The organism is Ruminococcus sp. SR1/5 (assembly GCF_000209835.1).
In the GTDB taxonomy this organism is placed as follows: domain Bacteria; phylum Bacillota; class Clostridia; order Lachnospirales; family Lachnospiraceae; genus Blautia_A; species Blautia_A fusiformis.
The window spans coordinates 2,405,846-2,431,494 of sequence record NC_021014.1; the positions used below are offsets into that span (position 1 = coordinate 2,405,846).

General features: G+C 38.7%; 26 protein-coding genes and 6 pseudogenes. 1 reads left to right on the forward strand and 31 read right to left on the reverse strand.

The window, feature by feature from the left end; all coding sequences use genetic code 11:
• Position 1: 1 nt before the first annotated feature.
• Both moaC and CK1_RS12080 read right to left on the reverse strand, forming a co-directional pair.
• Positions 2–487 (reverse strand): annotated as a pseudogene (gene moaC, locus CK1_RS12075) (cyclic pyranopterin monophosphate synthase MoaC).
• On the reverse strand, positions 477–932 hold the full coding sequence (locus CK1_RS12080) for an MOSC domain-containing protein (RefSeq protein WP_015526506.1): 456 nt from the start codon (positions 930–932) through the stop codon (positions 477–479). The pseudogene moaC and the gene CK1_RS12080 overlap by 11 nt, the downstream one beginning before the upstream one ends.
• Before the next feature lie 222 nt (positions 933–1,154).
• Here CK1_RS12080 and fdhD point away from each other — a divergent pair, with 222 nt between their 5' ends.
• Positions 1,155–1,853, forward strand: coding sequence for a formate dehydrogenase accessory sulfurtransferase FdhD (gene fdhD, locus CK1_RS12085; RefSeq protein ID WP_244091944.1), 699 nt, complete (start codon positions 1,155–1,157; stop codon positions 1,851–1,853).
• 117 nt (positions 1,854–1,970) lie between these two features.
• Here fdhD and CK1_RS12090 read toward each other — a convergent pair whose 3' ends face one another.
• From CK1_RS12090 to CK1_RS12235, 29 genes and pseudogenes are all read right to left on the reverse strand, one after another.
• On the reverse strand, positions 1,971–2,708 hold the full coding sequence (locus CK1_RS12090) for a molybdopterin-binding protein (RefSeq protein WP_015526508.1): 738 nt from the start codon (positions 2,706–2,708) through the stop codon (positions 1,971–1,973).
• Positions 2,677–2,979 (reverse strand): hypothetical protein, encoded by a 303-nt coding sequence (locus CK1_RS12095; protein WP_084449111.1) that lies wholly within the window; start codon positions 2,977–2,979, stop codon positions 2,677–2,679. Before CK1_RS12095 ends, CK1_RS12090 begins: the two co-directional genes overlap by 32 nt.
• Before the next feature lie 49 nt (positions 2,980–3,028).
• Positions 3,029–4,053: pseudogene (locus CK1_RS12100) on the reverse strand (molybdopterin-binding protein).
• A gap of 650 nt (positions 4,054–4,703) precedes the next feature.
• Positions 4,704–5,960, reverse strand: coding sequence for an RNA-guided endonuclease InsQ/TnpB family protein (locus CK1_RS12105; RefSeq protein ID WP_015526510.1), 1,257 nt, complete (start codon positions 5,958–5,960; stop codon positions 4,704–4,706).
• Between the two features lie 17 nt (positions 5,961–5,977).
• The gene (gene tnpA / locus CK1_RS12110) at positions 5,978–6,388 is read right to left on the reverse strand and encodes an IS200/IS605 family transposase (RefSeq protein ID WP_180211310.1); all 411 of its coding nucleotides are present in this window, start codon (positions 6,386–6,388) and stop codon (positions 5,978–5,980) included.
• A 221-nt stretch (positions 6,389–6,609) separates the two neighbouring features.
• Positions 6,610–7,181, reverse strand: a pseudogene (locus CK1_RS12115) (CDP-alcohol phosphatidyltransferase family protein).
• Positions 7,171–8,234: pseudogene (locus CK1_RS12120) on the reverse strand (FUSC family protein). The pseudogenes CK1_RS12115 and CK1_RS12120 overlap by 11 nt, the downstream one beginning before the upstream one ends.
• 33 nt (positions 8,235–8,267) lie before the next feature.
• A pseudogene (locus CK1_RS12125) lies at positions 8,268–9,309 on the reverse strand (HAMP domain-containing sensor histidine kinase).
• Positions 9,309–9,980: a response regulator transcription factor gene (locus tag CK1_RS12130; protein ID WP_021650144.1), complete on the reverse strand. Its 672-nt coding sequence runs from the start codon at positions 9,978–9,980 to the stop codon at positions 9,309–9,311. The pseudogene CK1_RS12125 and the gene CK1_RS12130 overlap by 1 nt, the downstream one beginning before the upstream one ends.
• Positions 9,981–9,998: 18 nt before the next feature.
• The gene (locus CK1_RS12135) at positions 9,999–11,432 is read right to left on the reverse strand and encodes a phospholipase D family protein (protein WP_015526513.1); all 1,434 of its coding nucleotides are present in this window, start codon (positions 11,430–11,432) and stop codon (positions 9,999–10,001) included.
• Positions 11,433–11,630: 198 nt separating this feature from the next.
• Entirely contained in the window at positions 11,631–13,190 is a 1,560-nt protein-coding gene (gene cls / locus CK1_RS12140) for a cardiolipin synthase (RefSeq protein WP_015526514.1), read from the reverse strand.
• A 35-nt stretch (positions 13,191–13,225) separates the two neighbouring features.
• Complete coding sequence (locus tag CK1_RS12145) at positions 13,226–13,906, reverse strand: GTP pyrophosphokinase (RefSeq protein ID WP_005347231.1); 681 nt, start codon at positions 13,904–13,906, stop codon at positions 13,226–13,228.
• A gap of 38 nt (positions 13,907–13,944) precedes the next feature.
• The gene (bsh, locus tag CK1_RS12150) at positions 13,945–14,922 is read right to left on the reverse strand and encodes a choloylglycine hydrolase (RefSeq protein ID WP_015526515.1); all 978 of its coding nucleotides are present in this window, start codon (positions 14,920–14,922) and stop codon (positions 13,945–13,947) included.
• Positions 14,923–15,056: 134 nt separating this feature from the next.
• The gene (locus tag CK1_RS12155; RefSeq protein WP_015526516.1) at positions 15,057–15,371 is read right to left on the reverse strand and encodes a hypothetical protein; all 315 of its coding nucleotides are present in this window, start codon (positions 15,369–15,371) and stop codon (positions 15,057–15,059) included.
• 97 nt (positions 15,372–15,468) lie between these two features.
• The gene (locus CK1_RS12160) at positions 15,469–15,765 is read right to left on the reverse strand and encodes a hypothetical protein (protein ID WP_015526518.1); all 297 of its coding nucleotides are present in this window, start codon (positions 15,763–15,765) and stop codon (positions 15,469–15,471) included.
• 9 nt (positions 15,766–15,774) lie between these two features.
• Positions 15,775–16,209: a DUF6017 domain-containing protein gene (locus CK1_RS12165; RefSeq protein WP_278655461.1), complete on the reverse strand. Its 435-nt coding sequence runs from the start codon at positions 16,207–16,209 to the stop codon at positions 15,775–15,777.
• Positions 16,210–16,894: 685 nt separating this feature from the next.
• Entirely contained in the window at positions 16,895–17,086 is a 192-nt protein-coding gene (locus CK1_RS12170) for a hypothetical protein (RefSeq protein WP_015526519.1), read from the reverse strand.
• Between the two features lie 21 nt (positions 17,087–17,107).
• Complete coding sequence (locus tag CK1_RS12175; protein ID WP_015526520.1) at positions 17,108–18,112, reverse strand: aldo/keto reductase; 1,005 nt, start codon at positions 18,110–18,112, stop codon at positions 17,108–17,110.
• 10 nt (positions 18,113–18,122) lie between these two features.
• Entirely contained in the window at positions 18,123–18,890 is a 768-nt protein-coding gene (locus tag CK1_RS12180; RefSeq protein ID WP_015526521.1) for a carboxymuconolactone decarboxylase family protein, read from the reverse strand.
• A 28-nt stretch (positions 18,891–18,918) separates the two neighbouring features.
• A complete protein-coding gene (locus tag CK1_RS12185; RefSeq protein ID WP_005426704.1) occupies positions 18,919–19,389 on the reverse strand; it encodes a flavodoxin in 471 nt (156 codons plus the stop codon).
• 126 nt (positions 19,390–19,515) lie between these two features.
• Positions 19,516–20,394: a LysR family transcriptional regulator gene (locus CK1_RS12190; RefSeq protein ID WP_021650153.1), complete on the reverse strand. Its 879-nt coding sequence runs from the start codon at positions 20,392–20,394 to the stop codon at positions 19,516–19,518.
• Between the two features lie 181 nt (positions 20,395–20,575).
• Complete coding sequence (locus CK1_RS12195; RefSeq protein WP_015526524.1) at positions 20,576–20,980, reverse strand: arsenate reductase ArsC; 405 nt, start codon at positions 20,978–20,980, stop codon at positions 20,576–20,578.
• Entirely contained in the window at positions 20,973–21,527 is a 555-nt protein-coding gene (locus tag CK1_RS12200; RefSeq protein WP_015526525.1) for a DUF5714 domain-containing protein, read from the reverse strand. Before CK1_RS12200 ends, CK1_RS12195 begins: the two co-directional genes overlap by 8 nt.
• Positions 21,524–22,543: pseudogene (gene arsB, locus CK1_RS12205) on the reverse strand (ACR3 family arsenite efflux transporter). Before arsB ends, CK1_RS12200 begins: the two are co-directional and overlap by 4 nt.
• Positions 22,544–22,558: 15 nt before the next feature.
• Positions 22,559–22,861: an ArsR/SmtB family transcription factor gene (locus CK1_RS12210; protein WP_082413811.1), complete on the reverse strand. Its 303-nt coding sequence runs from the start codon at positions 22,859–22,861 to the stop codon at positions 22,559–22,561.
• Positions 22,862–23,141: 280 nt separating this feature from the next.
• Positions 23,142–23,516, reverse strand: a complete 375-nt coding sequence (locus CK1_RS12215) for a flavodoxin family protein (RefSeq protein WP_015526529.1) — start codon at positions 23,514–23,516, stop codon at positions 23,142–23,144.
• Between the two features lie 64 nt (positions 23,517–23,580).
• A complete protein-coding gene (locus tag CK1_RS18370) occupies positions 23,581–24,102 on the reverse strand; it encodes a ParB N-terminal domain-containing protein (protein WP_015526530.1) in 522 nt (173 codons plus the stop codon).
• Positions 24,092–24,868 (reverse strand): ParA family protein, encoded by a 777-nt coding sequence (locus tag CK1_RS12230; RefSeq protein ID WP_114001998.1) that lies wholly within the window; start codon positions 24,866–24,868, stop codon positions 24,092–24,094. Before CK1_RS12230 ends, CK1_RS18370 begins: the two co-directional genes overlap by 11 nt.
• Before the next feature lie 14 nt (positions 24,869–24,882).
• On the reverse strand, positions 24,883–25,638 hold the full coding sequence (locus tag CK1_RS12235; protein WP_015526532.1) for a ParB/RepB/Spo0J family partition protein: 756 nt from the start codon (positions 25,636–25,638) through the stop codon (positions 24,883–24,885).
• Between the last annotated feature and the right edge of the window lie 11 nt (positions 25,639–25,649).

Sequence of the window (25,649 nt, forward strand, 5' to 3'; positions counted from 1 at the left end):
ACTATTCTTTCGGGTTTCGATATAACCCGCTTTTTCCTCCGCTTTTTTCTACCAGATGAATGTCCGTCAGCTCCATGGACTTGTCAATTGCCTTACACATGTCATAAATTGTCAAAAGTGCCACATTCACACCAGTAAGCGCCTCCATCTCCACACCGGTCTGACCTTCCATTTTGGCTGTACAGATTGCCGTAATTTCAAGATTTTCTTCATCCAGTTCAAAATCTACCGAACACTTCTAAATCATCAGCGGATGACACATCGGAATCAGATGAGATGTCTGTTTTACCGCCATAATGCCAGCCACTCTTGCTATTCCAAGTACATCTCCTTTTTTCACAGTCCCCTGTTTCACTGCATCCATCACAGCCTGACAGACACAAATCTTGCCTTTTGCTACTGCTGTTCTGGATGTCGGTATCTTTCCGGACACATCCACCATAACAGCGTTACCCTTCTGATCAAAATGATTCAGCTTATTCTCCATCTGCCTCACCTGCTGCCTTCTCTATCACAATTTCATCGCCTTCTGTCAATACGCCACCATGAAGTACTCTGGTAAAGATACCTTCTCTTGGCATAATACAGTCACCCATAATTTTATAAATCTCACATCCACTATGACATTTTTTCCCGATCTGTGTCACTTCTAATAATACCTCTCCGCTGCGAAGTCTGGTGCCAACCGGCAATGCCTTCAGATCGTATCCACTTACAATCAGGTTTTCTCCAAATGCTCCGTCTTCGATCGGTGCTCCCTTTGCCTTGAATTCTTCTATTTTTTCATAAGAAAGAAGACTCACCTGGCGATGCCACTTGCCGGCATGGGCGTCCTTCTCGATTCCAAATTCTTCCATCAGTCTGGCACTATGTACATTCTTTTTCTGTGTACCTTTCTTCTCACTGATATTTACCGCCATAATCTTTCCCATTTTATTTCCTCCTTCATCCCTCAATTCACTCTTTCGAAATAAAGAGATGTCCGTTATACTAGATCTAGTATACCACATAGTAAACATGATAAAAGAATTGTTTTTTCAATTGGAGAAATTATGTATATTAACGAACAATAACAAAATCTGTCTCTGCTAGAGACAAAAACATATCAATATATCGGAAGAAATGGAGAATCCCGTACGGAACAAGAAGAAATATTGAACGAACATATGATGGATGTCTATATAAATGATCATCTGACTATGAAACTTGTTTGCCTGCCCCAGCATCTGACTGAACTGGTTCTTGGAAGATTGCTGACAGAACAAATCATCACGTCTTCCGAAGATGTAGATCATATCTATATCTGTGAATATGGAAAACGTGCAAAAGTCTATTTAAAAAATTCGGCACGCAGCACACAATCCTCATCGGATGCCTTTGTAGAAGTAACTCCTACCTGCTGTACCGGCAATCATATTTTAAATGATTACTTTGTTACATCCAAAGAGCCGCAGTCACTTACACCGATTTTCTGGAAACCAGAATGGATCTTTCATATGGCGGATGCCTTTGCGGATGGTTCTCCTCTCCATGGCATTACCTTTGCCACACATAGCTGCATTCTCGCTCAAAAAGATCACATTCTGTTTTCCTGCGAAGATATCGGACGGCACAATGCTTTGGATAAAGTGATCGGCTACGCTCTGCGGCACAATATTGACCTGCATCAATGTATGGTATATTCCAGCGGCAGAATACCTACTGATATGACTTTAAAGGTCATCCATGCAGGGATTCCAATTCTCTCCAGCAAGGCTTCTCCTACTTCTGAAGCAATTGATCTTGCAAAAAAATATCACCTGACCCTGATCTGTGCAGCCAGAAGGGATCGAATGAAAGTATTTACGAAATAATGTTTGACAACCGCATATTAAACCACCGGAACTGGATATTGAAAGCTTTTTCGCATTTTTCACGAAAGAATCACCGTATCATAGATTACCTCAACCTTGATACGGTGATTCTTTCATTTATTTTAATAACATCACATCTTTTTCATCTATCCCAATCCATATCTTATTTCCAGAAATATGCTTTTGGTACTGCTGCCATTGTTCTTTCGTCACATCTACGCGAATCCTGGCTTCTTCTTTCGTAGATACGATCAAGATATACGAAAACACGTCCTCAATCACTCTTTCCACTTTACATGGAAATACGTTTTTCGTTGTGCCATCTGCTTCCGGTAGTACCGGATGTATAAAGTGACTTCGCACTCCTACACTGCTGGCGTCTTCTTTTCCTGTGGTATCACACTGCAATGTAATTCCCCAGTCCAGAGCCATGACTTCGCCTGCTGCTGTCATAGCCTGCGGGCGATCCTCTATGGCTGCCACTTCCACCAGTTCTGCACCAAATTCTTTCATGCGAACCGCCAGAAGTCCCTGATTACAATCATAAATCTTCCCCGGAATCAATCTTTTTCCGGGTGCCATTACTTCATCTCCGATAGTCAGAACAGCTGCTCTTACCCGACGATAAACCTTCACTTTTATGACTCCCATACTGGCCAGTATACCTGCTTCAATAAATCCGATTTTGTCACCCTTTTTCAAAAGAACCGTTCCATTTTTAAAATTCTCTCCCTGATAACAGTAATTCTGCCACTGTCCGGTCGGACGGAAGATTCTGACAGTCTCTTCTCCATAATCTGTATCCTCCTGACGGACACAGCAGTCACAGCCTTTCGGAATAGCTGCGCCTGTCATAATCCGAACCGCCTGCCCCCTTTTCCACTGTGACTCTGGAATACTGCCCCGCATCAATCTCTTCCAATACCGTCAACTGTACCGGATGACTTTCTGATGCATCCGTTATATCCTCCGCTTTGCAGGCATAACCATCCACAGGTGATCTGTCAAACGGCGGGTTATCAAATCCTGCAATCATATCCTTTGCCAACACTCTTCCACATGCCTGCAAAAGTGGTACAGTTTCCGTTTCCTCTATTACTTTTGTATGTTCCAGCAGTGCTTCCAGTGCCTACTCTACCGTAAGCTTTTCCATGCTTATTCCTCCTGTCCTGCTCTTATACGCCCTTTCCAAAGCTGCAGTTCGGATAATGACATTCTTTGCAGCCAAGACAGAATCCGCCATTTCCCATATGTGCCAGATCTTTTTTTGTCACTTCTATACCTGCGATAATACGTGGCAGAACAAGATCAAATACGGTGGCTTTTGCATACATCACACATCCCGGCAGTCCCATTACCGGTGTGCCATCTTCCAGATAGGATAACAGGAACATCGCTCCCGGAAGTACCGGAGCACCATAAGATACGATTCTCGCTCCTGTATTTTTGATCGCGCCCGGTGTCTTATCATCTGGATCCACGCTCATACCACCGGTACAGACAATCAGATCTGCCCCTTCTTCTTTTAATTTCATAATAGCGGCAGTGATTTTTTCCATATCATCATTGCACAGAATATGTCCGTGAATTTCAGCACCGTAAGATTTCATTTTTTCGATGATTACCGGTGTGAAAGTATCCTTAATTCTTCCATAAAATACTTCATTTCCGGTGGTTACAATTCCTACCTTCCGTTTCTTATAAGGTGCCAGCGATACCAGCGGTTTTTCTCCTGCTGTTTTCTTCACCAAATCCATTTTTTCTTTTGCAATCACCAGCGGAATCACACGGGTTCCTAAAAGACGGTCACCTTTTTTACCGGGAAATTTGTATGACGGGTGGCAATCATAATCTCATCGATCTCATTAATAGCATCCAGCCTCGGCACATCCACCTGAAATACTCCGTCACAATCTGCAATCAACTCAATTTTTCCTTCTTTTACATCCGTTGGATGCATATTCTCATTGATGCACACATCACACAGAATCTGCGCTGCTTCATTTTCATGCAAAGTATTTTCATCCTTCTCCCACACATAAAGATGGTCTTTTCCCAGAGATAGCAAAACCGGAATATCTTCTTCCTGTACAATATGTCCTTTACGAAAGGCTGTATCTTTTACCACATCCTTCACAATTCTGGTAATATCATGGCACAGTACATGTCCTACCGCGTCCGTTGTTTTAATACACTTCATGACGTTCCCCTTTTACTTTCTGTCTAGAAAAGTTATAAATTTATATGGAGTAATTGTAACATATTGCCAAGAAAAACACAACTTTCATAAACACGGGAGTTTGACACATTGAAATCCGAAAAAATACCGCAAAGCCTTGAACACGGGATGTAATTATTCTTCTACAGCGAATAAATATGGTTGCTCCTACGGACAAGTTTATGCATAGGTTAGAAAATATAAAGATAAAGGAATCGAAGGATTATATGATCGACGAGGTAAGAACAAAGCGATTTCTCAATTATCAGATATTGAGAAGTTGAAAGCTGAAAACCGACTACTAAAAGCTCAAACACAGCAGCAACAAATGGAGATTGATTTCTTAAAAAACTCGACGAAATAGAGAGGAGGTGAACCTGACCAAGACACGCAATACAACAAAATACCTTGCAATCAAAGAATTATAGATTATTTCTGGCTTTCCATACTGGCAGTCATAATTGTTATCTCCATAATCATCGCATATATCATAGTATGAACAGGATCTTTTTATAATGATTTATTTTCTATGTGAACTACTCGGCAACTGAGTTACCAGAGCATCTGAATTAAGGCGGGATACCGCCTTTTCAGGGTGCGTCCATGACACCACTACTGTTTGCTCTTTAGAGCTATACAGCTACTTTTATTATTTCTGGCGTTTTTAGTCCGGTTACGGACAGTTCCTTTTTCTCTCCGGATACGGAGAGATATTTTCTCAGGATGTTATATGCACCTACAGCATCTGCGTTATACTTCCGGTTTCTGTCCCTGTACAGTCCCCTTTGTTTTCGGTTGCATGGCTGTGCATATCTTTTTTCCACCTCTGGTGACAGCGGACTGCACTGGCTGGTATAGCTTTCTTCCTGTCTTACAAAACGGATCCCGTACATCTTAAGCTTATATTCCATCATGCTATAGAGCCTGTTATACGGCAGATTGTGGAACTTCTGGTTTGTTCTGTGTCCCAGGTCTTTTCCTTTCCGGATATTCCGGATATCCCCTGCCACAACACAGGTAATTCCCTGTTCACGGCAGTATTTTGCAAAGTATCTTGTGATCTTGTGCAGATAATCCGTTACCGAGTTCTGCTTTTTCTGATATAATCTGCGAATATGTTTTGATGTGACTGGATGTTTTATTTCCTTCACAGACTGCTGTCCATACCATTGTGCCTGCACCCTTGCAATCTCTTTATGAAAATATCTTTCCAATGCAAGATATCTTCTGCCCAGGATAAATGTATTCCCATTCCCGGAATCATAGCATGTCATAAGATTATGAAGTCCCAGATCAACTGACAGATAGTGTCCATTCTGCGAAAGTTCTTCCCTCTCTGAAATCTCATAAACAACAATAACTTTACATTCACCTTTTTCCGGTGGGTAGATCCGCAACTGTTTGATCTGATCCATGCCCCTGAAAATCTTATTTTCAAGATAAAGAAAGTTCTCATGGATCTGATACGTTTCTTCCATATATCTTTTTAATGCTTTTGGAAGGGACAGACGGACTTTTTCTGTGTCCCATTCATGTACAATTCCCATCTGCATATAGGTAATGGGGATACTTTCCTGTTTAAACCGCGGTGGTCTGGGATTCTCAATCCCTCCGGATCTTTTCAAGGCGTAAAAAGATTTCCATGCTTTATCCAGCAGCTTGCAGACTTCCTGGGCTGTCTGAGATGGAAGCTGTTTATACCACAGATCCTCTCTATGGGATTTTTTCTGATAATACCAGTCCGGGTATTTCTCCATTCCCATTTCTTTGTAATGCTGACGTTCGTAATTACAGACATTCCAGAGCTTGGATGCCGCATAACACATATGTCCGATGACGTTTGCATATTCCTGACTGACCTTTATGGATGTTTTCTTTGACAGCAGCATTTCCCACCTCTATGATCTCAATAAACTTTACTCTGATGCTCAATATATCTGCGGATGTTTTCTTCCGACACAGACCCGACCGTTTCCACATAATAGGAATGGTTCCACAGCTCTCCTTTCCAAAGCTGTTCTCTTATTTCCGGAAAACGTTCGAATAATTTCCTGCCGGTGATCCCTTTCAGATATTTCACGATCGCAGTTATGGATAATTTGGGAGGAGCAGACACAAAACAGTGCACATGGTCTCCTTCCCCGCATTCAAACAAATGGACGGTAAAACCTTTATCCGCTGCGATCTCCTGCACCAGCTCCTGAAGATATGCTTCAATCTCCGCATTCAATATCTTCCGCCAGTATTTCACTGACCATACCATATGGTAATTAATATTGCACACACAAGTGCGGTAATGTATAAGATTCTCCTTCATACATATAGTATAGCATAGTATTAAGAATATCACAATAAAATGCCGAACATATTTTCTTTTTTAATAAAGCTGGATACAGCATTTTTTAGTAAAAAAATAAATATATTTTACTTATAATGTGCAGATATGCACAGTTTACGCTTTCATCTCGGCAATTGAATTACCGAGGATTCCCGCTTATCTTCCTAAATATTTTTCTAGTCATTGTAATATAAAATTGCTTATACAGTCTCTTCCTTAAGAGTCCTGGTATTCTGGATAATATACAGAGCGACCGATATGACCATCATTATAGCGCACAAACCAATCAACAGATCTGATACCATCGGTGTAATGTGGAACCATATAATATGCACCGCTGCAGTTCCATATAATAAAAAGGTTACTATCTTTCCATGCCAGTCTGCACCATGTACTTTTCCTGTCTTTCGTATCACAAGACATCCACTGACTACCATATACAGCTCCTTACCTGCCATTATTACGATTAAAAGAAGCACATGCGGAAAACGAGTAAACAGACAGATTAACATCGCTGCCTGTGTCAGCTTATCAGCCACCGGATCAAGTATTTTTCCTAAATTACTAATCCTATGGAATCTTCTTGCGATATATCCATCAGCAAGATCCGTAAGACCAGACAGCAATAAGATTTCACCAGCTAACAGAGGATTTTTCTTTACACAATAACTCCATATAATTACCGGAATCAGACAAAGCCGAAAAAAGAAAGAAGATTAGGAACCGTAATAATTCTATTCAAATTTTCTTCCTGATTCACTTCACTCTGCATGTACGGTCATCTCACTTTCCTTTTTTTAGACATAAACCAATAAAATATAACACAAAATGCTAAAGCAAACACAACACCAAAAACATTTTGAATCACTCTAAGACTAACCGCTCCTTGTAGTCCATAAGTCTCTGCAGCAATGGCTAAAGCACCAAATGTGTTAAATACTGCCTGCCAGCCATATTGTGCTGAAAATCCTACACCGATTCCACCAAGAATTCCTATATATGCATAGATTGACGAAGGAAGCAGAAAATATAATACTGTAAAACATATAACACCTGCAATATTTCCGACAATCCTTTTACGGACTCTGTAGTGCATATCTTCCATAAACGGCAAAATCGCGGACATGGCCGCAATACCAGCCCACATTGCACGTGGCATATTACAAAGTTCTGCAATGCAAAGGACAATCGGTACGCATAAAATCTGACATATCTGCCATTTTGTTCTGGAAGAAGTGATATCAAATTCTTGTATCAGATCTTTCAGATTTCTTTTATAAGTTCTGTTTTTATGATTTCGATAAAATACGAAGCAGGTAAGTGCTGCACCTAAAGCCATTCCGACTAATCGCATCTGATAGCTTTTTCCCGTAACATCATAACCATATAGCAGCAGATACCCAAGAACCAATGTAGATTGATTAAACATAAATGGATTATGGCATCCGAACAGAATCAACACAGCCAGTGCCGCAATATTTAACAGCATTCCAAGTACCGGTGAAAGCTGGTTTGCTAAATGCGGACATACAGTCATAATTACAAAGAACAAAGCCAAAAGCATCGTAGATTGTCCGGTGTGGATCCCCAGATCCGCATTTCTAAACACCATGAGACATAATAAGACTACTACACCTACAATGCTGTTCTCATTTCCAAATAGGATGCTGAAAATACTAACAAAGAAAAAACAAAATGCCATTGTAACAGCTATCTTCACTAGATATACCCACATATGATATAATTTTTCTTTTAGTGTTTCACTCTTTTTCAACAGGTTTTTAGAACCTGCCTGATTTAACTGCAACTCCTGATAAAATGTCATATAAATCCTCCCATCTTCTAATTTATCTTAAAACTATATAATCTCATCTTTCTGCTTTGGCAGCTCTATAACAAATCTGCATCCACCATATTCACGGTTTTCTGCTTTGATTGTTCCTCCGGCACTATCTACAATCCGTTTTACAAGTGCAAGACCTAGGCCATTTCCTTCTGCTTTATGAGATCCATCTACCTGATAGAACTTGTCAAATATTCTGGATTTTACATCATCCTCTATTCCTGGTCCTTCATCTTCCAGAATGAACTTAACAGAATCCTGTTCTTGTTTCAGAAACATCGTAATTGTCCCCTTTGAAGGGCTGAACTTAATCGCATTATCCAAAAGATTTATCCAGATATGCATAAAAAGTCCTTCATTCCCAGTATATTTAACTTCCTCCAATTCTACCTGAAAACCAATTTCTTTTTCTGTCCATTTTGTTTCCAATGAAAGAAATGCCTGGCGGATCTGTTCATCCAGACGATATTCTGTTTTTTCATTGGTATATTCTGATTCTCTAACTTGGATAACAGCAAAATATTACCAACCAATCCGGAAAGTCTTTGGGTGTTAAATAAGATTTTTTCTACATATTCCTCTTGCTCCTGAGACAATTCTTCTCCCTGAAGAAGCATTGTATACCCTTCAATGGCATTGATCGGGGTCTTAAACTCATGAGAAACATTGGAGACAAAATCCATCTGCAGTACTTCTGTTGCACGAAGCTCTTTTGTCATCACATTAAAACTCTGGTAAGATTCTCCAACTTCTGCGATACGGCTGTTCGTTTCCAAGTGCTGTTCAAAATCTCCCTGCGAAACTTCCTTCATTGCTTTACTGAGTCTGGTAATTGGTTCCAGCAACTTTGCATTGATAAAGGAAGTGATCAGCCCGGCAATCAATGTATTGAAAATCAAAAGCCAGCCAAGCACAGGTATGCTGCCCGGCAGATTAAAAAATGATTCAAAAAAGCAAATAATAACGCAGATATGACTGTTGAAAATACAAGTGCCAGCCAGATTGCACCAGTCAGACAGGATCGGATCCGCAATCCTTTTTCTTTCTTTTGTTCCATTATTTTTTCACCACCTTGTATCCAATTCCACGCATTGTTACGATTTCAAAATCCGGGGTATCTTTAAAACGCTCTCTGATTCTTCCTATATGTACCTCTATTGTATGTGGGTCTGCCTCCGTCTCGTATCCCCATACTTCATCCATCAACTGTTGTTTTGTAAATGTTCTGCCTGGCGAAGCTGCAAGCTTATATAAAAGCAGGAATTCTTTTTTAGGCAAAACAAGACTTTCCTTATCAGTTGTAATCGTCATTGCATCATAATCAAACTCTGTTGAACCGATCACAATTTTGTGTTCATTCAGTATCTGTGCACGGCGAAGCAGTGCTCCGACTCTTAAAACCATTTCATTCACATTTACCGGTTTTACCATATAATCGTCACTTCCCGAAAGAAATCCCTGGCGCATATCATCAAAGGAACCTTTCGCAGTGATCATAAGTACCGGTATCTGATATCCTGCTGAACGAAGTTCTGACACCAGTTCATAGCCATCCATAACCGGCATCATAATATCGGAAATGATCAGATCAATATACTCTTTATCCAATATTTCTAATGCCAGTGCTCCATCCGATGCACTTTTGACCTGATATCCATTCTTCTCAAGCACTTTTTGGAATAGCTGGCTTAATTCTTTATCATCTTCTACAATTAATATTTGAAACACGATCTTCTTCCTCCTTTATCAGAACAGATATCTTGCCCATCCAAGCAGATGCTGTACCAAAAGTACGTTTCTCTGACGTTTCTTTGTTAATTCGATTGGCTCTACATGATATGGATCATTATAAGTTCCGCCTTCTAATATCTGGCGGGACACTTTTTCATATTCCATCATGCCCTCTTCCAACTGTTTATTAATATCTTTACTGCGAATTACAAGCATCAGTTCCGTATCCAGATATGCACTTCTCATGTCCATATTAAAGGAACCGATTACAGACAGATCATCGTCAATCAGAATACTTTTTCCGTGGTATGAATAACCGCCTTCATATTCCCAGATATTAATTCCTGTACTTAAGATTCTATTTCTGTTTTTCGCATAATCGGCAGCCCCAAATGGATTCCCATTATTCGCAACTGAATTTGTCATGATAGAAAAATCTGAAACGTTCTCTGCAATTTCCTCCCATGTATTATACATCATATCATTACAGATAATATATGGCGTGTGGATCTTCACACGATTTTTTGCATTTTTCATCAATTCTCCCAACTGATACCACACTACTGGTTCTTTGGAACCTGTGTGAATAGGATTTGACACTAATGTAATCTTTTCTGTCTCAAAAGTTTCGTCCGTATAATTGGTCTCGCAGATTCTTTCCTTATTCTCTTCAAAATATTTCTGATAGCTGTTCTGCAGCTCTAAAACTGCGTTCTTTACAGATTTTCTATTTGCCAGTTTTTTATTGTTATGAAAATAACCACAGTCTTCCTGATTCCATATGGTTTCAAAATACTCTGACAACTGGTTAACTGAATTTTCTTTCTCAGGTTCATCGCAAACCACTAACACGTCTCTGTCATAGTTCTTATGTCCCGGAAAATCACCCAGGAAATAATTGTATGTATTTCTTCCCCCAAGAATATATCTCTTTCCATCTGCAATCAAATATTTATCATGCATTCTACCCATCATTTTCCACGGTTTCAACGGATTGGCCTTATTATACAGTTTAATTTCAACATTCTCATGGGAAGATAATCCATAGAAATACGGATTTCCTTCCATATCAATCCAGCTCTCCATTCCATCTACTAACAGACGAATATGTACACCTCTGTCTGCCGCATCATGCAATGCTCCTAAAATCAATTTTCCACTTTCATCGGATTGAAATGCAAAAGTAGAAAGAATAATTTCCTTTTTTGCATTCTTGATCAAACGCACTCTTTGTAAAAGCGCTTCTGGATTCTTTTCTATGATTACTGCCCGTTCTGTATTTTCACTGCATTCGTTCCATGACCCATTTTTTGTTTCTTTTTTGGTTGTATTGGACACTTCCGGCTGCTTTTTATATGCAACGCAGATTCCGAGCAATTCATAAAAAGCCACACATAAAAAAATTGCCAGTATAACAAGAAGGATTTTACATATTTTATGCTTTTTCATTGTACATCACCTGATTCCTTTTTATTTCATACTTATACAATACAAAGTCAATCTCAATTTAACCTCAACAAGGTTTGTTTTTTTCATCCATGCAAAATCTTCTTTGTACAACAGACTGTTAGATATAGCAAAAACGGCCTTTCAAAAACAGTTAACTTCTAAATCAACTGTTTTTTGAAAGGTCGTTTCATCAGATTCTTATAGCAATCCAGCAAATAATCTCATAAATAATTGTCCCAGTCGCAAATATGCACTTCGTCCGGTTTGATATTGGTCTGTCACATCACGACATTCTCCCATCGTTCTTATCAGATCATTTTTTATTTCCACAACTGCCTGACAATCTGCCATAAAACAGCCGTTTTCAAAATGGTGATATAAACTTCGATAATCCAGATTAATTGTTCCACAAGTTGCCATACAGTCATCTGCCACACTCATTTTTGCATGACAGAAACCAGGAGTCCACTCATAAACACGAACACCATGTTTAACTAATCCATGATAAAAAGAACGAGTTATATTATAAATGAATTTTTTATCAGGGATACCAGGTGTGATAATTCTTACGTCTACCCCTCGCTTAGCAGCCAGACATAACGCATGCGTCATTTCATCTGTTATGATTAGATATGGAGTCATAAACCAACAATATTTTTCAGCTTTATTTATCATACTGATATAAACTTCTTCTCCTACTTGCTCATTATCCATAGGGCTGTCTGCATAAGGTTGAACAAACCCAGTTTGCTGTGCCGCATAATCATAGTGGAAAAGGTATTTACTAAAATCAGAATCATTAGCATCCTTATCACTTACTGCATTCCACATTTCCAAAAATGTCACCGTAAGCGACTGAACAGCATCTCCTTCTAAACGAATACCTGTATCTTTCCACTGTCCATACGGGTGTGTGTAATTAAAATATTCGTTTGCTAGATTATATCCACCTGTAAATCCGACTTTTCCATCAATAACTGTTATTTTTCTATGATCACGATTGTTCAAAAACAGATTTAAACCTGGCATAAACGGATTAAATACACGGCAATGAATTCCTATTGCCTCCATCTTTTTCACAAAATCTGTGTTAATAAAGCCTATAGAACCCATATCATCGTAGAATACTCTAACTTCCACACCTGCTTTTACTCGCTCTTCCAGAACATCTTGAATCTTATGCCATGCTTCAGCGTCTTCTATCGCATGATATTCCATAAAGATAAACTTCTGTGCTTTCTCCAAATCCTTAAGCTGTGCCTCTAATCCTTTCACTGCTTCATCAAAATACACAATATCCGTATTCTGATAGATTGGATACTGCGAATTTCTTTGTATGTAACTTGCTATATTTCCTGCTTTCGGAATTGTTTCTTTTATTTTGCTCAAACACTCCTGACCGTCCGGAAGCATTGGTAACAATTTGCTATCAATTTCTGCATATCGCTCACGCATTTTATGTGTGCCACCATTCAAACCAATCAACAAATACAGGCCTACACCCATAATTGGGAAAATTAGAATTAAGATGACCCAAGGCATTTTCATAGAGGATGTCTTATTTGATGCGTACAATCCCAAAACCAAGATCCCACTCAAAATCCTTGTAAATAAATTTATGATTTCTGCATATTCATTCAAGCGTGTTACGATAGTAATAATAAAAATCACTTCCAGAAGAATGCAGATTATGGAAAAACACAGCCGTTTTACCCCATTTTTTGTTTTTGCTTTGCCCTCTAAAGTATCTTGTTTCATATATATTCCACCTTCCTACTTGCTCAGTTTTCTCCCTAAATTTCGTGGAACATACCAATTTTGTCTTTTATTCTCTGCATTTCATTATCTGCTTCAATGATAGCTCTTGCAGAATGAAGTAATTCTTCACTTATCTCATCATAGCCAGGCATTTCTTCAATTCCTTTTTTATAGCGAAGTTGATGTTCCAATGTTGCCCAGAAATCCATACCATTGGTTCGAATCTGTAATTCTACACGCATAGGTGTTTTACCCTTAGCAAAAAATACTGGTATTTCGACAATCATATGATAGCTTCGATAACCATTCGATTTTGGATTTTTTATATAATCTTTTATTTCAATAACTTTAATATCATCCTGTTGAGTAATCAAATCTGATATCATATAAATATCGTCAATAAACGCACAAACTATTCGAACGCCTGCTACATCATTGAGATATGTCTGTATATTTTCTGTTGTAAATTCATATCCCATCTTCTGCAGTTTATCGTAAATACTATTGGGCTTCTTAATTCTTGTTTTTATAAAAGAAATAGGATTTCGATTGTTCTCAACTGAAAATTCATCATCCAAAACCTCAAGTTTAGTTTGTATCTCCCGAATAGCACAACGATACATCATCATTAAATTATAAAATTTTGTAGCATTATTTAAAAACTGTAGTGATTCCGGACTGTTCATCCTGAGTTTTTTTACTTCATCTTTTGTCATGGAACTTTCCTTTCTACCTCATCCCTGATTTCAAAACATTATTTATTTTGATAGTTGATTCGTTCTCCTTGAATTACTGGATAACAAATCATTTTATCACTATCCAGATTTTCTACATGCATATCTACTGCACTGATCTGATGGTTTTCATAAGTATTGTAATAATAAATACCTTTTGTAACATTACAACACGACGTATACAATGTGATTTCATATTTTCCATCCGCTACTTCGCAACATCCTCGTTGCTGATCCACAGATCCGAGAATGTGGAAGAATTGGCTAACGCTTTCTTCCTCTGATTCACCTGAAATTGCATTTACCTTTGTAAAAGCTACACGTACAAAGCGTGAGGAAGATGAGAGATCTCCCGGAAGACCTAATCCTCCCATACCTCTACTATATGCATCAAGAGCCAAATTTTCGCAGAAAGTATTTCTGGGCTGTTTAGGAGATAAATACATATAATTATTTAGTTGAAACATCTGCTGTGGAAATGGCGGATTATTCGTAAGCACTCCTACTGGATTGTCATAAATATGCAAACCATCCGACATAGATTCTACCGTAATTGACTCATTCTCATCAGAAATGATCCAGTGTAATTGTGCTAATGGTAATTGCTCGCTGAAAGGAGTATTAACAATATTAATTCGTTCAAGAAGCTCGCGAACTTCAACTAAAGAAGAACACTGACTTAAAATCCACGGAATAAATTCAAACTGTGCAATATTTTCCACATCTGGCTTAATCGCGGAATAAACAGCATTTCCGACAAAATTCAGTCCTGCCATTGCCACTCCTTTTTCATTCATAGCATCATAATACAAAGGATAATCCTCTGCAACATGAGCCATTCCAATAATTGCATAATGATTTTTCATATCGTCAACATGGCGAAAATTAAACGCATAATTACGTGGTGTAATTACTATCTGATCACCATAAGAGAATTCATAATCGAGGGTTCGTCCAAAGTAAAAATCTTTTGTTTTATAAGTTGCTGCTGTACACATGATCATTTATCCTCCTAAATAGATTGAAATATGTCAATGAGTTTTTTTCTTGAACAATAGTATAGCACAATCTTTTATTCTGTTCCAACTTCATACATGATCATAACATGTAAACTTTAAACTATTTTCCTAGATTATTTCTCCATCAGTTTTTCAAACCAGGTATCCATAGCTAGGATGAATTGACCTACGTCTGGCAATTCTTGCAGCATTTCGTTTAGGGTTTTGTGCTTCACATATTTCTGCACATACACCCAACAGGCAACGCCACTGGCTTCTGATACAATGTCAGCTATGGTTTTGCGCATAAGCTCTTCAAATTCAGCAATTTCTTCTTTTGGGACAACATCATACAGTGTTGGTGCCTGATGACTTAATTTTACGCCATTTTCATTTGCATCTTTAAGCAGATTCTTAACTTTTTCTCTTGAATTCTCCGGTACTTTCATGTACTACCACATAAATGCTACCACATCGGACGGTGTGTCTTTTTTAAGTGGTAGTAACTGAATATAATCATTGTTTTCGCTCATTTTCATATCCTCCTCACGATATAATAAAATCAATAATACGTTCTCTTGTCATGTCCAGTACAGTATCTACGAACACTCCTGCAAACAGGATCAGATACAGAATAACACTCAGCGCAAACAGGAATACAACCTGTACCCAGTCATGGTAACAGTATGCAGTTGCTATAATCAACAAAGTGAATATAAAACCAAGGATTCCCCTTACAACCGCATAAGTCTGTACTGTCATCTTCACTGCCAGGCCGATCACAAAAAGGATCAGCCATACCGGCAGTAATAATATCTTTCCAGCAAGTTTTAAAATAAACATGTGCACCTCCTATCTTACCAGTCCTGGCATATCATGGTTCACCTCTGCCTGATAATACCCGTTCATCGTTGACGGTGCATTAAACAGGGCTGCTAATAAATATTTCTTGATGTTCTTCACCTTTGTGGTGTTACCACTCATACAGTGTAAGACATACTCGATATGTGAATAGGTCAGCATCAGAAATTTTTTCTTCACCAGTGATGCCGGATACCAGTTGCTGGCAATCAAGATCTTGTCATTTTTACACATCACAGTCTCTACGATCAGGTTCACGATTTCATCTACCTGTCGCATATCGTCATGATGGGTTACTTCCAGTGATTCATAATCAATGGTCTCTTTGACAAGGTTTTCATAAGCCTGATAATCCTCAGAGCGATTATCGCTATCAAATCTTTTCTCATCCACAGATATGATATGATTAGATTTATTATCATTCATTTCAGTATCACTAAGATTAGTATTATTAGGGTTTGAAATGTAAACTTCTTGAAGTTTGTTTTCGGGACTTCTAGAAGTTTGATTTTGGGACTTCATGAAGTTTGAATTGTAAACTTCTGTAGATTCCTCATTTTCCACAGAAGTTTGTTTTTTAAACTTCTTTAATTCCTCTCCAGATTTTTTCTCATCTGTTTTCTCAGGCATAAAGGTTTTCACGTAGATAACGTTCACCTTTCCAAATCCCTGTCTGCGTTTCTCAATCAGACCAATTCCTGTTTCGTCATCCAGTTCTCTGACATTTCTTTGTCCTCTTTTCTTTGAATTATGAAAGAAAAATTATCCCTTCATATAACGAAACGCTCAGAGCCTGTTTTACAGTGGTCAAAAGCAAATTTTTTTACTTTTTTTCTTACGAGTTTTCTTGCGAGTTTTTTTAAATGCCACTCGTAAGAAACTCGTAACATTAGATTTCTGCATTTTCTTGAAATTAAGTAAAAGAAAAAGAGCATATGGAATTGAATCCATACACTCTATGATTACTGAAACTTTATTTCATTTTTAATTCAACAAACTGGAAGTTGACTATCAACTGATAATCAAAAATATCATTCCTAAAATTGCAAATCCTTCACAGATCGCAATTATCTAAAATCTGTCGAGCTCTTCGTATAGAAAAACAGTAATTTCATTCTTTCGAAATTTTTAATTCTACGTCTCCGTTACTCAGCAATTCTACAACCTCACGCTCTGGCATATTCATTTTTCCCAGTCTTACCTCTTGTTTATCATCGTTCACGGAATCCTTGTTAGAACTACCACATGCAACCAGACAGGCTGTGAGGATAATTTCCAGAATAACTGATAAATATTTCTTCATATGGCTACACCTAGTTCTTTATTATTTCTTTTCATCAAGCAAAATAACACCTTGTGCCGGATTTTTATCAATTGCACCAACTATCTCATGTGGAACATATGGCTCTTCAAGATATGCAAGGTCTTCGGCAGTTAATTTAATGTCAAATGCTCCGGCTGAATCATCCAGATACTGCGTTTTGGTTGCCCCAATAATAGGCGATAGAATTCCCTTTGCCCACTGCCATGCAATGGCTATCTGGGACATTTTGCAGTTATACTTTTCGGCAAGCTCCGCTACACGTTTAACTATCTGCATGTCTTCCGCTTCAGTCTTATCATATTTTCCCATGGCAACCCTATCCGTGGTTCCACGAAGAGACTCTGATTTCCACTGTGGTCTTGCCAGATGTCCGGCTGCAAGAGGGCTATACGGCATTAACGAAACTTTCATTTGCTTACAAATTGGTAGCAATTCTCTCTCATCCTCTCTGTAAAGCAAATTATAATGATTCTCCATCGCAGAAAATGGTGTCCATCCATTGTCTCTTGCGGCTAACTGCATATTATAAAACTGATATCCATACATGGCAGATGCACCAAGTGCCCTGACCTTTCCTGCTTTTACCAGATCGTGCAGTGCCTCCATAGTTTCTTCAATTGGTGTATCATAGTCAAATCTATGGATGATATATAAATCAAGATAGTCGGTTCCAAGACGTGACAGAGTTCCATCTATTTCCCTCATGATTGCCTGTCTTGATAAACGACCTTCATTAAAATATACCTTGGATGCAATCACAACCTGATTTCTCGCTACATTTTTCTTCAATGCTTTACCTAAATATTCCTCACTTGTTCCTGCTGAATATCCATTTGCTGTATCAAAAAAGTTATATCCCAAATCAAGTGCATGCTTGATAACATTCTCACTTTCAGCTTCATCCAACGTCCAGTTATGCATGGTTCCAGCTTTCCCAAAACTCATACAGCCCACACATAATTTTGACACTTCTATATCTGTATTTCCGAGTTTACCGTATTCCATAGTGCTCTCCTTATCTTAATCCAGCGTACTCTTTCTCCGATACCGCCTCACACCACTCATTGGAACAATCCACTCCCGGCACCTCAATTGCCAGATGGGAAAACCATTCATCCGGAGCGGCCCCATGCCAGTGCTTTACATCTACCGGAATGTTAATACAGTCACCCGGTTTCATTTCTACCGCATCCCTGCCTTCTTCCTGATAAAACCCTCGGCCGGCTACACATACTAAGATCTGCCCGCCACCGCTTTTTGCATGATGAATATGCCAATTATTCCTGCATCCGGGTTCAAATGTCACGTTGAAAATGCCAACCTGAGAAGTGGAAATCGGTGCAAGAAAACTTCTGCCAGAAAAATACTGTGCAAAGCCATCATTTGGTGCACCAATTGGAAATACCATCTCTTTTGCATGCGCCCGCATTGCTTCCTCTTCGTATGGTAAATCTCCTTCACCTGCCTCCCACACTTCCTTTGCAAGATTGAAAACAGCCCATGCTTTTGGCCATCCTGCATAAAATGCGACATGTGTGATTACTGCGGCAATCTCTTTTTGTGTTACACCATGATTTTTTGCATTTTGAAGATGATATTTTAAAGAAGAATCTGTAATTCCGGAAGCCATCAGAGCAACCACTGTGATGATACTTCTTGTTTTTACGTCGATGTCCTGGTTATTCCAGTTTTCGCCGAAAAGTACATCATCGTTAAAATGTGCAAATTCCGGTGCGAATTCACCAAGTGTATTTCTTCCTGCTGTCTGTACTATTTTTCCCATTTTCTGTATACCTCCATAGCACTGTTATTTATAAAGATTTTACCCACTCACTGATTTCCTGTTTTGTTCCACGGTTTAACAGGCTGCCTTCTGTGATAACCGCATCCGGTGCAGATGGCTGTAATTCCTTTACAGTATTACCGAATCCACTTCCACCGGATGTTGCAAAGAGCACAATCTTTTTGCCACTGAAATCATAGGCTTCCAAAAATGTATTGACAATTGTCGGAGCTACATACCACCAGATTGGGAATCCCAGAAGGATCTCATCATAAGAACTCATATCCATCTTTTTCTTCATAATCTCCGGTCTGTATTTCTTATCACTCATTTCCACACTGCTGCGGGATTTTTTATTCATCCAGTCAAGATCAGCCTTTGTATATGGAACTTTTGGCTCAATCTCAAATAAATCCGCTTTTGCTTCCTCTGCAATCATTTCTGCTACTTTTTTTGTTGTCCCGCTTGCACTGAAAAATGCGACTAAATTTTTACTCATAATAAAAATCCCCTTTCTTTGCGAATTTTTCGTATAAAAATAGATGTATAAGATTTGAATTTCTCTTATACATCTATTTTATACCTGATATTTTTATTATGTCTAATGCTTATATTGAATTCCATTCTATGCCTGAAAAGCATTTATTTCTTCTATCATTTTACTGACCGCCAGAGAATATGGAATGTTTCGTCTCCAGGCAATCACAGTACTTGTTGTGATTTCAGGAGAAATTCTTCGCTGTACAAGAATATCCTCCCGCCAATACTTTGCAGCACCTTCGATGGATACCGGATAGCCCAGTCCATTTGCTGCCATAACTCCGGCATTCGTTCCAAGATTACTTGTAAAAGCAATCTGCAGTTTCGAAAAGTCTTTTCCAAACCAATTGGCAAGTTCACTTTGAACATTTACTCTTTCCGGCAGGATCAATGGTTTTCCAATAAGATCTTCTTTTCTTATAAACTCTTTTTCTGCCAGCGGATCATCCGGCCGCATTCCAACACACCAGTGATCGCAATCTGTGATCCGGATATAATCCAGACCTTCGGTGTCCACCGGCTCCATGAATAATGCAATATCTACAAGTCCTTTGTTCATCATCTCATACACTGCATCTGCTGTTGCAGTATGCAATACAATCTGAACCAGCGGGTATTTTTCTTTATATGTTTTACATATCTCCGCCAATGTCTCCACCGCTGCAAATTCACCGCATCCAATGGTTATATTTCCCTCTACAACATCTTCTTTTCCTTTCAGTTCCTCAAGTGTTTTTTCCTCAAGATTAAGGATCTCCAGGGCACGCCTTTTTAATAAAATCCCCTCTTCAGTAAGCGAAATTTTCTTCCCGCTTCGAATAAATAATGTTACTCCAAGCTCCTCTTCAAATGCCGCCATTTGTCTGGATAGCGTTGGCTGAGTAATATGCAATTGTTCTGCTGCTTTTGTAAAGCTCTGTTCTTTTGCCACCGTCAGAAAATAGCGCAATAGTCTTAATTCCATATTTTTTATTCCCACAACTTCCGATTTCTATTTTTGTTTCCATAGCATAGTGTACTCTTTTTCACCAGTATCTTCATCTAAACCTTCACATTGAATAATGAACCCTTCTCTTTGGTAATTACTTTTCTTACATTGATAAAATGATAGATTGTCAGCTCTGCAAACTGGAATCTGATGCTGTCTACCTCTTATCCAATCCATTTTTTAATTTCAAAATATCTTTTCTGATTTTTTCAATGACTATCTTAAATTTCTCATCACTTTTTCCTGTTGGATCTTCAAGTCCCCAGTTATCATCAAACGGTCTTCCTATAAATGGACATCCCACATTACACCCCATTGATATTGCAATATCCGGATTTGGAATATCACTAACCAGCTTACTGAACTGCCCATCTGCTTCCATATCTATATTATATAATTCCTTCATAATACGGACAGCATCTTGGTTAATCTGTGGTTTTGTTTCTGTACCCGCCGAATAACTTTGAAACACATCTGATGCCAGATGTCTTCCAAAAGCCTCAGCAATCTGACTTCGGCAGGAATTATGGACACAAATAAATGCCACTTTTACATTACTCATGAAATGGACACCTCTCCTTTATACACTGCTCATTAAAATCTGTGAATCCACATTGCATTTGTTCGTATTGCAATGTTACTCCATAATGAGCATTCACATAATCAATACCATTCTTAAATGCTATCATTGCATCTCTCTTGCAACATCTTGGTCCGTTTATGGCTCCTAATTCTCCGATTGCTTTCGAGGTAAACTGCATATGATTTCCCCATGTTCCATCTGTTGAAAGCGGACCTGTTCCGTCGATGATTGCAAGTGCAGCGCCAATGGATGTGATTGCTCCGCATATTCCCCATAAACCGCACATTGCTCCCGGCATCCGAAGTCCTTCTGACATCAGCCTGTCCAATGCCTGTTCTAAGTCTATCTCTCCACCTGCGTTTTTGTAGGCTACTAGCAAACTTGCACCATCTAATATATGGTGTTCCGGTCCATGAATGCTGATATATTCCTTCTCTGCAATCTGCTTAAAAATAACAACCGGATTTGTTCCCTGTTCTTTCTTTATATCTTTTACAATCAGTTCTGCTTTTTCTCTTACTGTCATAGAAACCTTCCTTTCGTCTTATTTGCAATTCTTACAAGCATAAGCATTACCGGAACTTCTGTTAAGACACCCACAGTAGTAGCAAGTGCAGCCTCACTTGTTGTTCCAAACAATGCAATCGCCACTGCCACCGCAAGTTCAAAGAAATTAGATGCTCCTATCATTCCTGCAGGTGCTGCAATATTGTGTGGCAGTTTTAACAGATAACACGCTACGTATGCGATTCCAAAGATCAAAAAATGTCTGAATTATCAAAGGTATTGCAATCAGTATTATGTGTATAGGATTTTTCAGAATAACTTCCGACTGAAACATAAATATCAGCACTAATGTCAATAGTAGCCCTATAGTTGTAACTGAATCAAATTTATTTAAAAACTGCTGGTTTAAATAATTCTCATCATGTTTTCTGATTACAGCCATTCTGGTAATAATTCCACCAACAAGCGGTATTACTACAAAAAGCACGACACTTAAAAATATTGTATTAAAAGGCACTGCTACATTGGACACACCCAGCAGAAATTTCACAATCGGTCCAAATGCAAAAAGAATGATAATATCATTCGTTGCAACCTGAACGACAGTATATACCGGATTCCCTTGCGCCAGACTGCTCCATACAAATACCATTGCTGTGCATGGTGCTGCACCAAGCAATACTGCCCCAGCCAGATATTCTGTAGCAAGTTCAACCGGAATAAATGCCCTGAATAACACAAAGAAGAACAAGCATGCAATTCCATACATTGTAAATGGTTTGATCAGCCAATTAACGATCCAAGTCACAAATAATCCTTTCGGATTTTTGCTGATATACTTGACACTTTTGAAGTCCACCTTAATCATCATTGGATAAATCATAATCCAGATTAATACAGCCATAGGAATAGATATCCCTGCATATTCAAACTTATTTAATATATTGGGTATCATCGGAAAAAATGTCCTATGGATACACCGATGATCATGCATAGAATGACCCACACAGATAAATACTTTTGAAAAAACTTCATCTTAGCATTTCCACTCTAACAACAGCTATCTTTTTTGTCACAGCATGACTCACATGTCAAACTGCCAATAAAATTCTTGAATTCTAATAAAGTATCACAATTCAAAGAGTAATGATGCCATTTACCTTCTTTGCGATCATTCACCAATCCACATTCCACCAGTATCTTCATATGATGAGACAGGGTTGGCTGTGTAATTTCAAATTTTTCCAAGAGCCTGCATCCACATTTTTCGCCATCTGACAACATTTGCACTATTTCTAATCTGTTTGAATCTCCAAGTGCCTTGCAGATTAATGCAACATTTGTTAGTTCCATTTCATTTACCTCGCATTGATATTTATCTATGTGTGTAGATTAGCATATACATAGATAATTGTCAATGTGTTTTTATAAAATAAAGCCATACATTTTCATGTACAGCTTTAAAAACAGGAATTTGGTGTGTGCTTTATAAATTTTTTCCGATCCACTCAAGTTCGTTCATGGAATCCTTATTTTTTCAAGTTCATCTCTGGCTGTTGCGTAATATGATTTTTTGAAAAGCATATCCCATGAAAGATATTTTGCCATACAGTCAAACTGCTTATCAATCAGCTCATACTGGATACTGTCTACGGGAGAACCACCTACAACAATCGTGCCCACTTTTTATTTTTAACTGCAATCCACGGCAGTAGCACTTATCAATGACTAATTTCAATTGTGCTGACATTCCCCACCAATAAACTGGCGTAGCAAAAAGAATCATATCTGCGGTAGCAATTTTATCAATTGTAGGATTTGTATCATCCTTATCGACGCATCCCTTAGAGCATTGACAGACACCACATCCCTTGCATGGTGCAATGTTGAGTTTGTCGGGTTCAATGATTTCAATTTTATTCTTTTCTGACGCTCCTTTTATAAATGCATTGATTGCTGCCAGCGTATTTCCTTTTCTGGCACTTCCATTAATGATTACAATTTTCATGCGTGTATCCTCCAACTTCCGATTTGCACATCAAATCGTTTTCTTCATTCTATCACAACTTCTATTAATCCGCCATCAGTCTTTCGAACCAGGTATCCATGACAATGATAAACTGGCCTACTCCTGGCAATTCTTGCAGCATTTCATCAAGAGTTTTCTGTTTCACATATTTCTGCACATACACCCAACAGGCAACGCTACTGGCTTCTGATACAATGTCAGCTATGGTTTTGCGCATAAGCTCTTCAAATTCAGCAATTTCTTCTTTTGGGACAACATCATACAAGGTTGGTGCCTGATGACTTAATTTTACTCCATTTTCATTTGCATCTTTAAGCAGATTCTTAACTTTTTCTCTTGAATTCTCCGGTACTTTCATATACTCCCACATAAATGCTAGCACGCCATTGATCTTTACGCTTTCAACTAGCTCCTGCATCTTTTCATCATCTAGCACCTTGAACGGATGATTTTTAAACGGATGGATCTTACTAATCTCTATCTCCATTGCAGATTCTTCATTTACCACACCAAGCAGTTCATCAATGCTTGCCAGTTTAATCTTTTCGCCACTTCTATTTTTCATTCTTCAAAACCTCCTGTGTTAAGTTCATATAGGCCTCTACAACCTTTCCTTTCGGACAATACATGTAGATGCTTTTTCCCTCTGCACTGGTCTCAGCAGCTTTTACAGACATCGGGATCACATTTTCAAATACCTCGATCTGGCTTCCGTAGGTTGTGTGTACTCTTGATGCAATGTCCCTTGCATAATTGGTTCTGAAATCTACCATAGTCAGGAGAATGCCCTCAATCGCCAGTTTTCGGTTCAGTCTTTTCTTTACTGTAAGAATCAGCTGCTGAAGTCCTTTAACAGGCAGATATGCGGCCTGCACAGGTATCAGAACAGAATCAGAAGAGACCAGTGCATTGATTGTCATCATACCAAGGCTTGGCATACAGTCGATCAGGATATAATCGTATCGGCATCTTATCGCATCGATATATTCCTTCATGATCATTTCTCTGCTCATAACATTTCCCATCGTTACTTCCAGGGCAGAAAGCTCAATATTTGCCGGAAGTAAATCTACATTTTCCTGGTGATGTAAGATACCATCTTCCAGAGAGATTTCTTCTTCGTTGATGACATCCATCATGATCGTTGCCAGTGTGATGCGAAGATCATCCGGTTCCTCATATCCAAGACTTGCTGTTAAACTTCCCTGTGGATCCGCGTCGATCAGCAACACTTTTTTACCTTCTCTTGCCAGTCCAATGCCTACATTTACGGTTGTGGTGGTCTTTCCAACGCCGCCTTTCTGGTTTACTACGGATATAACTTTACACATGATTTCTTCCTCCTTTAACTTTCCCATGATTCTTTTTTCCATAATTTCAACAGTGCCAGTATTTCCCGTTTCATCATTGCCGGTGTATAGGAATTTGGAAAATACTTGTGTAACTGCTCGTTTGTGAATGCCACTCTTGTGATCTCACCCTTTTTCACTTCACACATGATTTCTTCCATCTTTTCTAGCGATAACTGTTTTTCTTTACTCAGCTGCTTTATCCGCTGGGCCTGTGAGAGTGATGGAATCGCTTGTGCATAATCCATTGCTTTAAGCAGTTCTCTTTGTTCATTTTCTTTCAGTGCTGCTATCTCCACGGCCGGACAAAAAGAAATAATCTCATCATCCAGCTTCTGCAGCATTTCTGGTATAAGCTTTGTCAGTGATATATAACGTTGCACTTGTTTTGGGCTATCACCACAATTCTCACTGATAATATCTATCGATCGTTTTCTTGGTTTTTTGTGGTCAACTTGGCTCTTTTTTCGACCACTCTTTCTTTTTAGTACGTCATTTTTCAGTTTGTAAGCAAAAGCTTTTTCACTGTAACTGATCCGTTCTCTGTGAAGATTGGAATCTACCATACTTAAAATGGAATCATCTTCACTTAATACCCGGATAATTACCGGTACTTTACGGTATCCCAACTTCTCCGCAGCATGTTTTCTTCTGTGGCCGGATATGATCTCATAGTATCCATCCGGTACTGGTCTAACGATCAGCGGATTTAAGATGCCATACTTCTCAATGCTTTCCTGCAGAAGAAACATTTACTTATCAT

Excerpts from the sequence above, each read along its gene's own strand:
- CK1_RS12170 (WP_015526519.1), bottom strand. The coding sequence starts at position 17,086 with ATGAAGAAATATTTATCAGTTATTCTGGAAATTATCCTCACAGCCTGT.
- CK1_RS12080 (WP_015526506.1), bottom strand. The coding sequence starts at position 932 with ATGGGAAAGATTATGGCGGTAAATATCAGTGAGAAGAAAGGTACACAG.
- CK1_RS12090 (WP_015526508.1), bottom strand. The coding sequence starts at position 2,708 with ATGACAGGCGCAGCTATTCCGAAAGGCTGTGACTGCTGTGTCCGTCAG.
- CK1_RS12190 (WP_021650153.1), bottom strand. The coding sequence starts at position 20,394 with ATGGAATTAAGACTATTGCGCTATTTTCTGACGGTGGCAAAAGAACAG.
- CK1_RS12215 (WP_015526529.1), bottom strand. The coding sequence starts at position 23,516 with ATGAAAATTGTAATCATTAATGGAAGTGCCAGAAAAGGAAATACGCTG.
- CK1_RS12235 (WP_015526532.1), bottom strand. The coding sequence starts at position 25,638 with ATGTTTCTTCTGCAGGAAAGCATTGAGAAGTATGGCATCTTAAATCCG.
- CK1_RS12160 (WP_015526518.1), bottom strand. The coding sequence starts at position 15,765 with ATGTTTATTTTAAAACTTGCTGGAAAGATATTATTACTGCCGGTATGG.
- CK1_RS12230 (WP_114001998.1), bottom strand. The coding sequence starts at position 24,868 with ATGTGTAAAGTTATATCCGTAGTAAACCAGAAAGGCGGCGTTGGAAAG.
- bsh (WP_015526515.1), bottom strand. The coding sequence starts at position 14,922 with ATGTGTACAGCAGCAACTTATAAAACAAAAGATTTTTACTTTGGACGA.
- cls (WP_015526514.1), bottom strand. The coding sequence starts at position 13,190 with ATGAAACAAGATACTTTAGAGGGCAAAGCAAAAACAAAAAATGGGGTA.
- CK1_RS12165 (WP_278655461.1), bottom strand. The coding sequence starts at position 16,209 with ATGAATGATAATAAATCTAATCATATCATATCTGTGGATGAGAAAAGA.
- CK1_RS12180 (WP_015526521.1), bottom strand. The coding sequence starts at position 18,890 with ATGGGAAAAATAGTACAGACAGCAGGAAGAAATACACTTGGTGAATTC.
- CK1_RS12155 (WP_015526516.1), bottom strand. The coding sequence starts at position 15,371 with ATGAAAGTACCGGAGAATTCAAGAGAAAAAGTTAAGAATCTGCTTAAA.
- CK1_RS12210 (WP_082413811.1), bottom strand. The coding sequence starts at position 22,861 with ATGGAACTAACAAATGTTGCATTAATCTGCAAGGCACTTGGAGATTCA.
- CK1_RS12175 (WP_015526520.1), bottom strand. The coding sequence starts at position 18,112 with ATGGAATACGGTAAACTCGGAAATACAGATATAGAAGTGTCAAAATTA.
- CK1_RS12105 (WP_015526510.1), bottom strand. The coding sequence starts at position 5,960 with ATGCTGCTGTCAAAGAAAACATCCATAAAGGTCAGTCAGGAATATGCA.
- CK1_RS12145 (WP_005347231.1), bottom strand. The coding sequence starts at position 13,906 with ATGACAAAAGATGAAGTAAAAAAACTCAGGATGAACAGTCCGGAATCA.
- CK1_RS18370 (WP_015526530.1), bottom strand. The coding sequence starts at position 24,102 with ATGAAAAATAGAAGTGGCGAAAAGATTAAACTGGCAAGCATTGATGAA.
- tnpA (WP_180211310.1), bottom strand. The coding sequence starts at position 6,388 with ATGAAGGAGAATCTTATACATTACCGCACTTGTGTGTGCAATATTAAT.
- CK1_RS12195 (WP_015526524.1), bottom strand. The coding sequence starts at position 20,980 with ATGAGTAATGTAAAAGTGGCATTTATTTGTGTCCATAATTCCTGCCGA.
- CK1_RS12135 (WP_015526513.1), bottom strand. The coding sequence starts at position 11,432 with ATGAAAAAGCATAAAATATGTAAAATCCTTCTTGTTATACTGGCAATT.
- CK1_RS12185 (WP_005426704.1), bottom strand. The coding sequence starts at position 19,389 with ATGAGTAAAAATTTAGTCGCATTTTTCAGTGCAAGCGGGACAACAAAA.
- CK1_RS12200 (WP_015526525.1), bottom strand. The coding sequence starts at position 21,527 with ATGACAGTAAGAGAAAAAGCAGAACTGATTGTAAAAGATATAAAGAAA.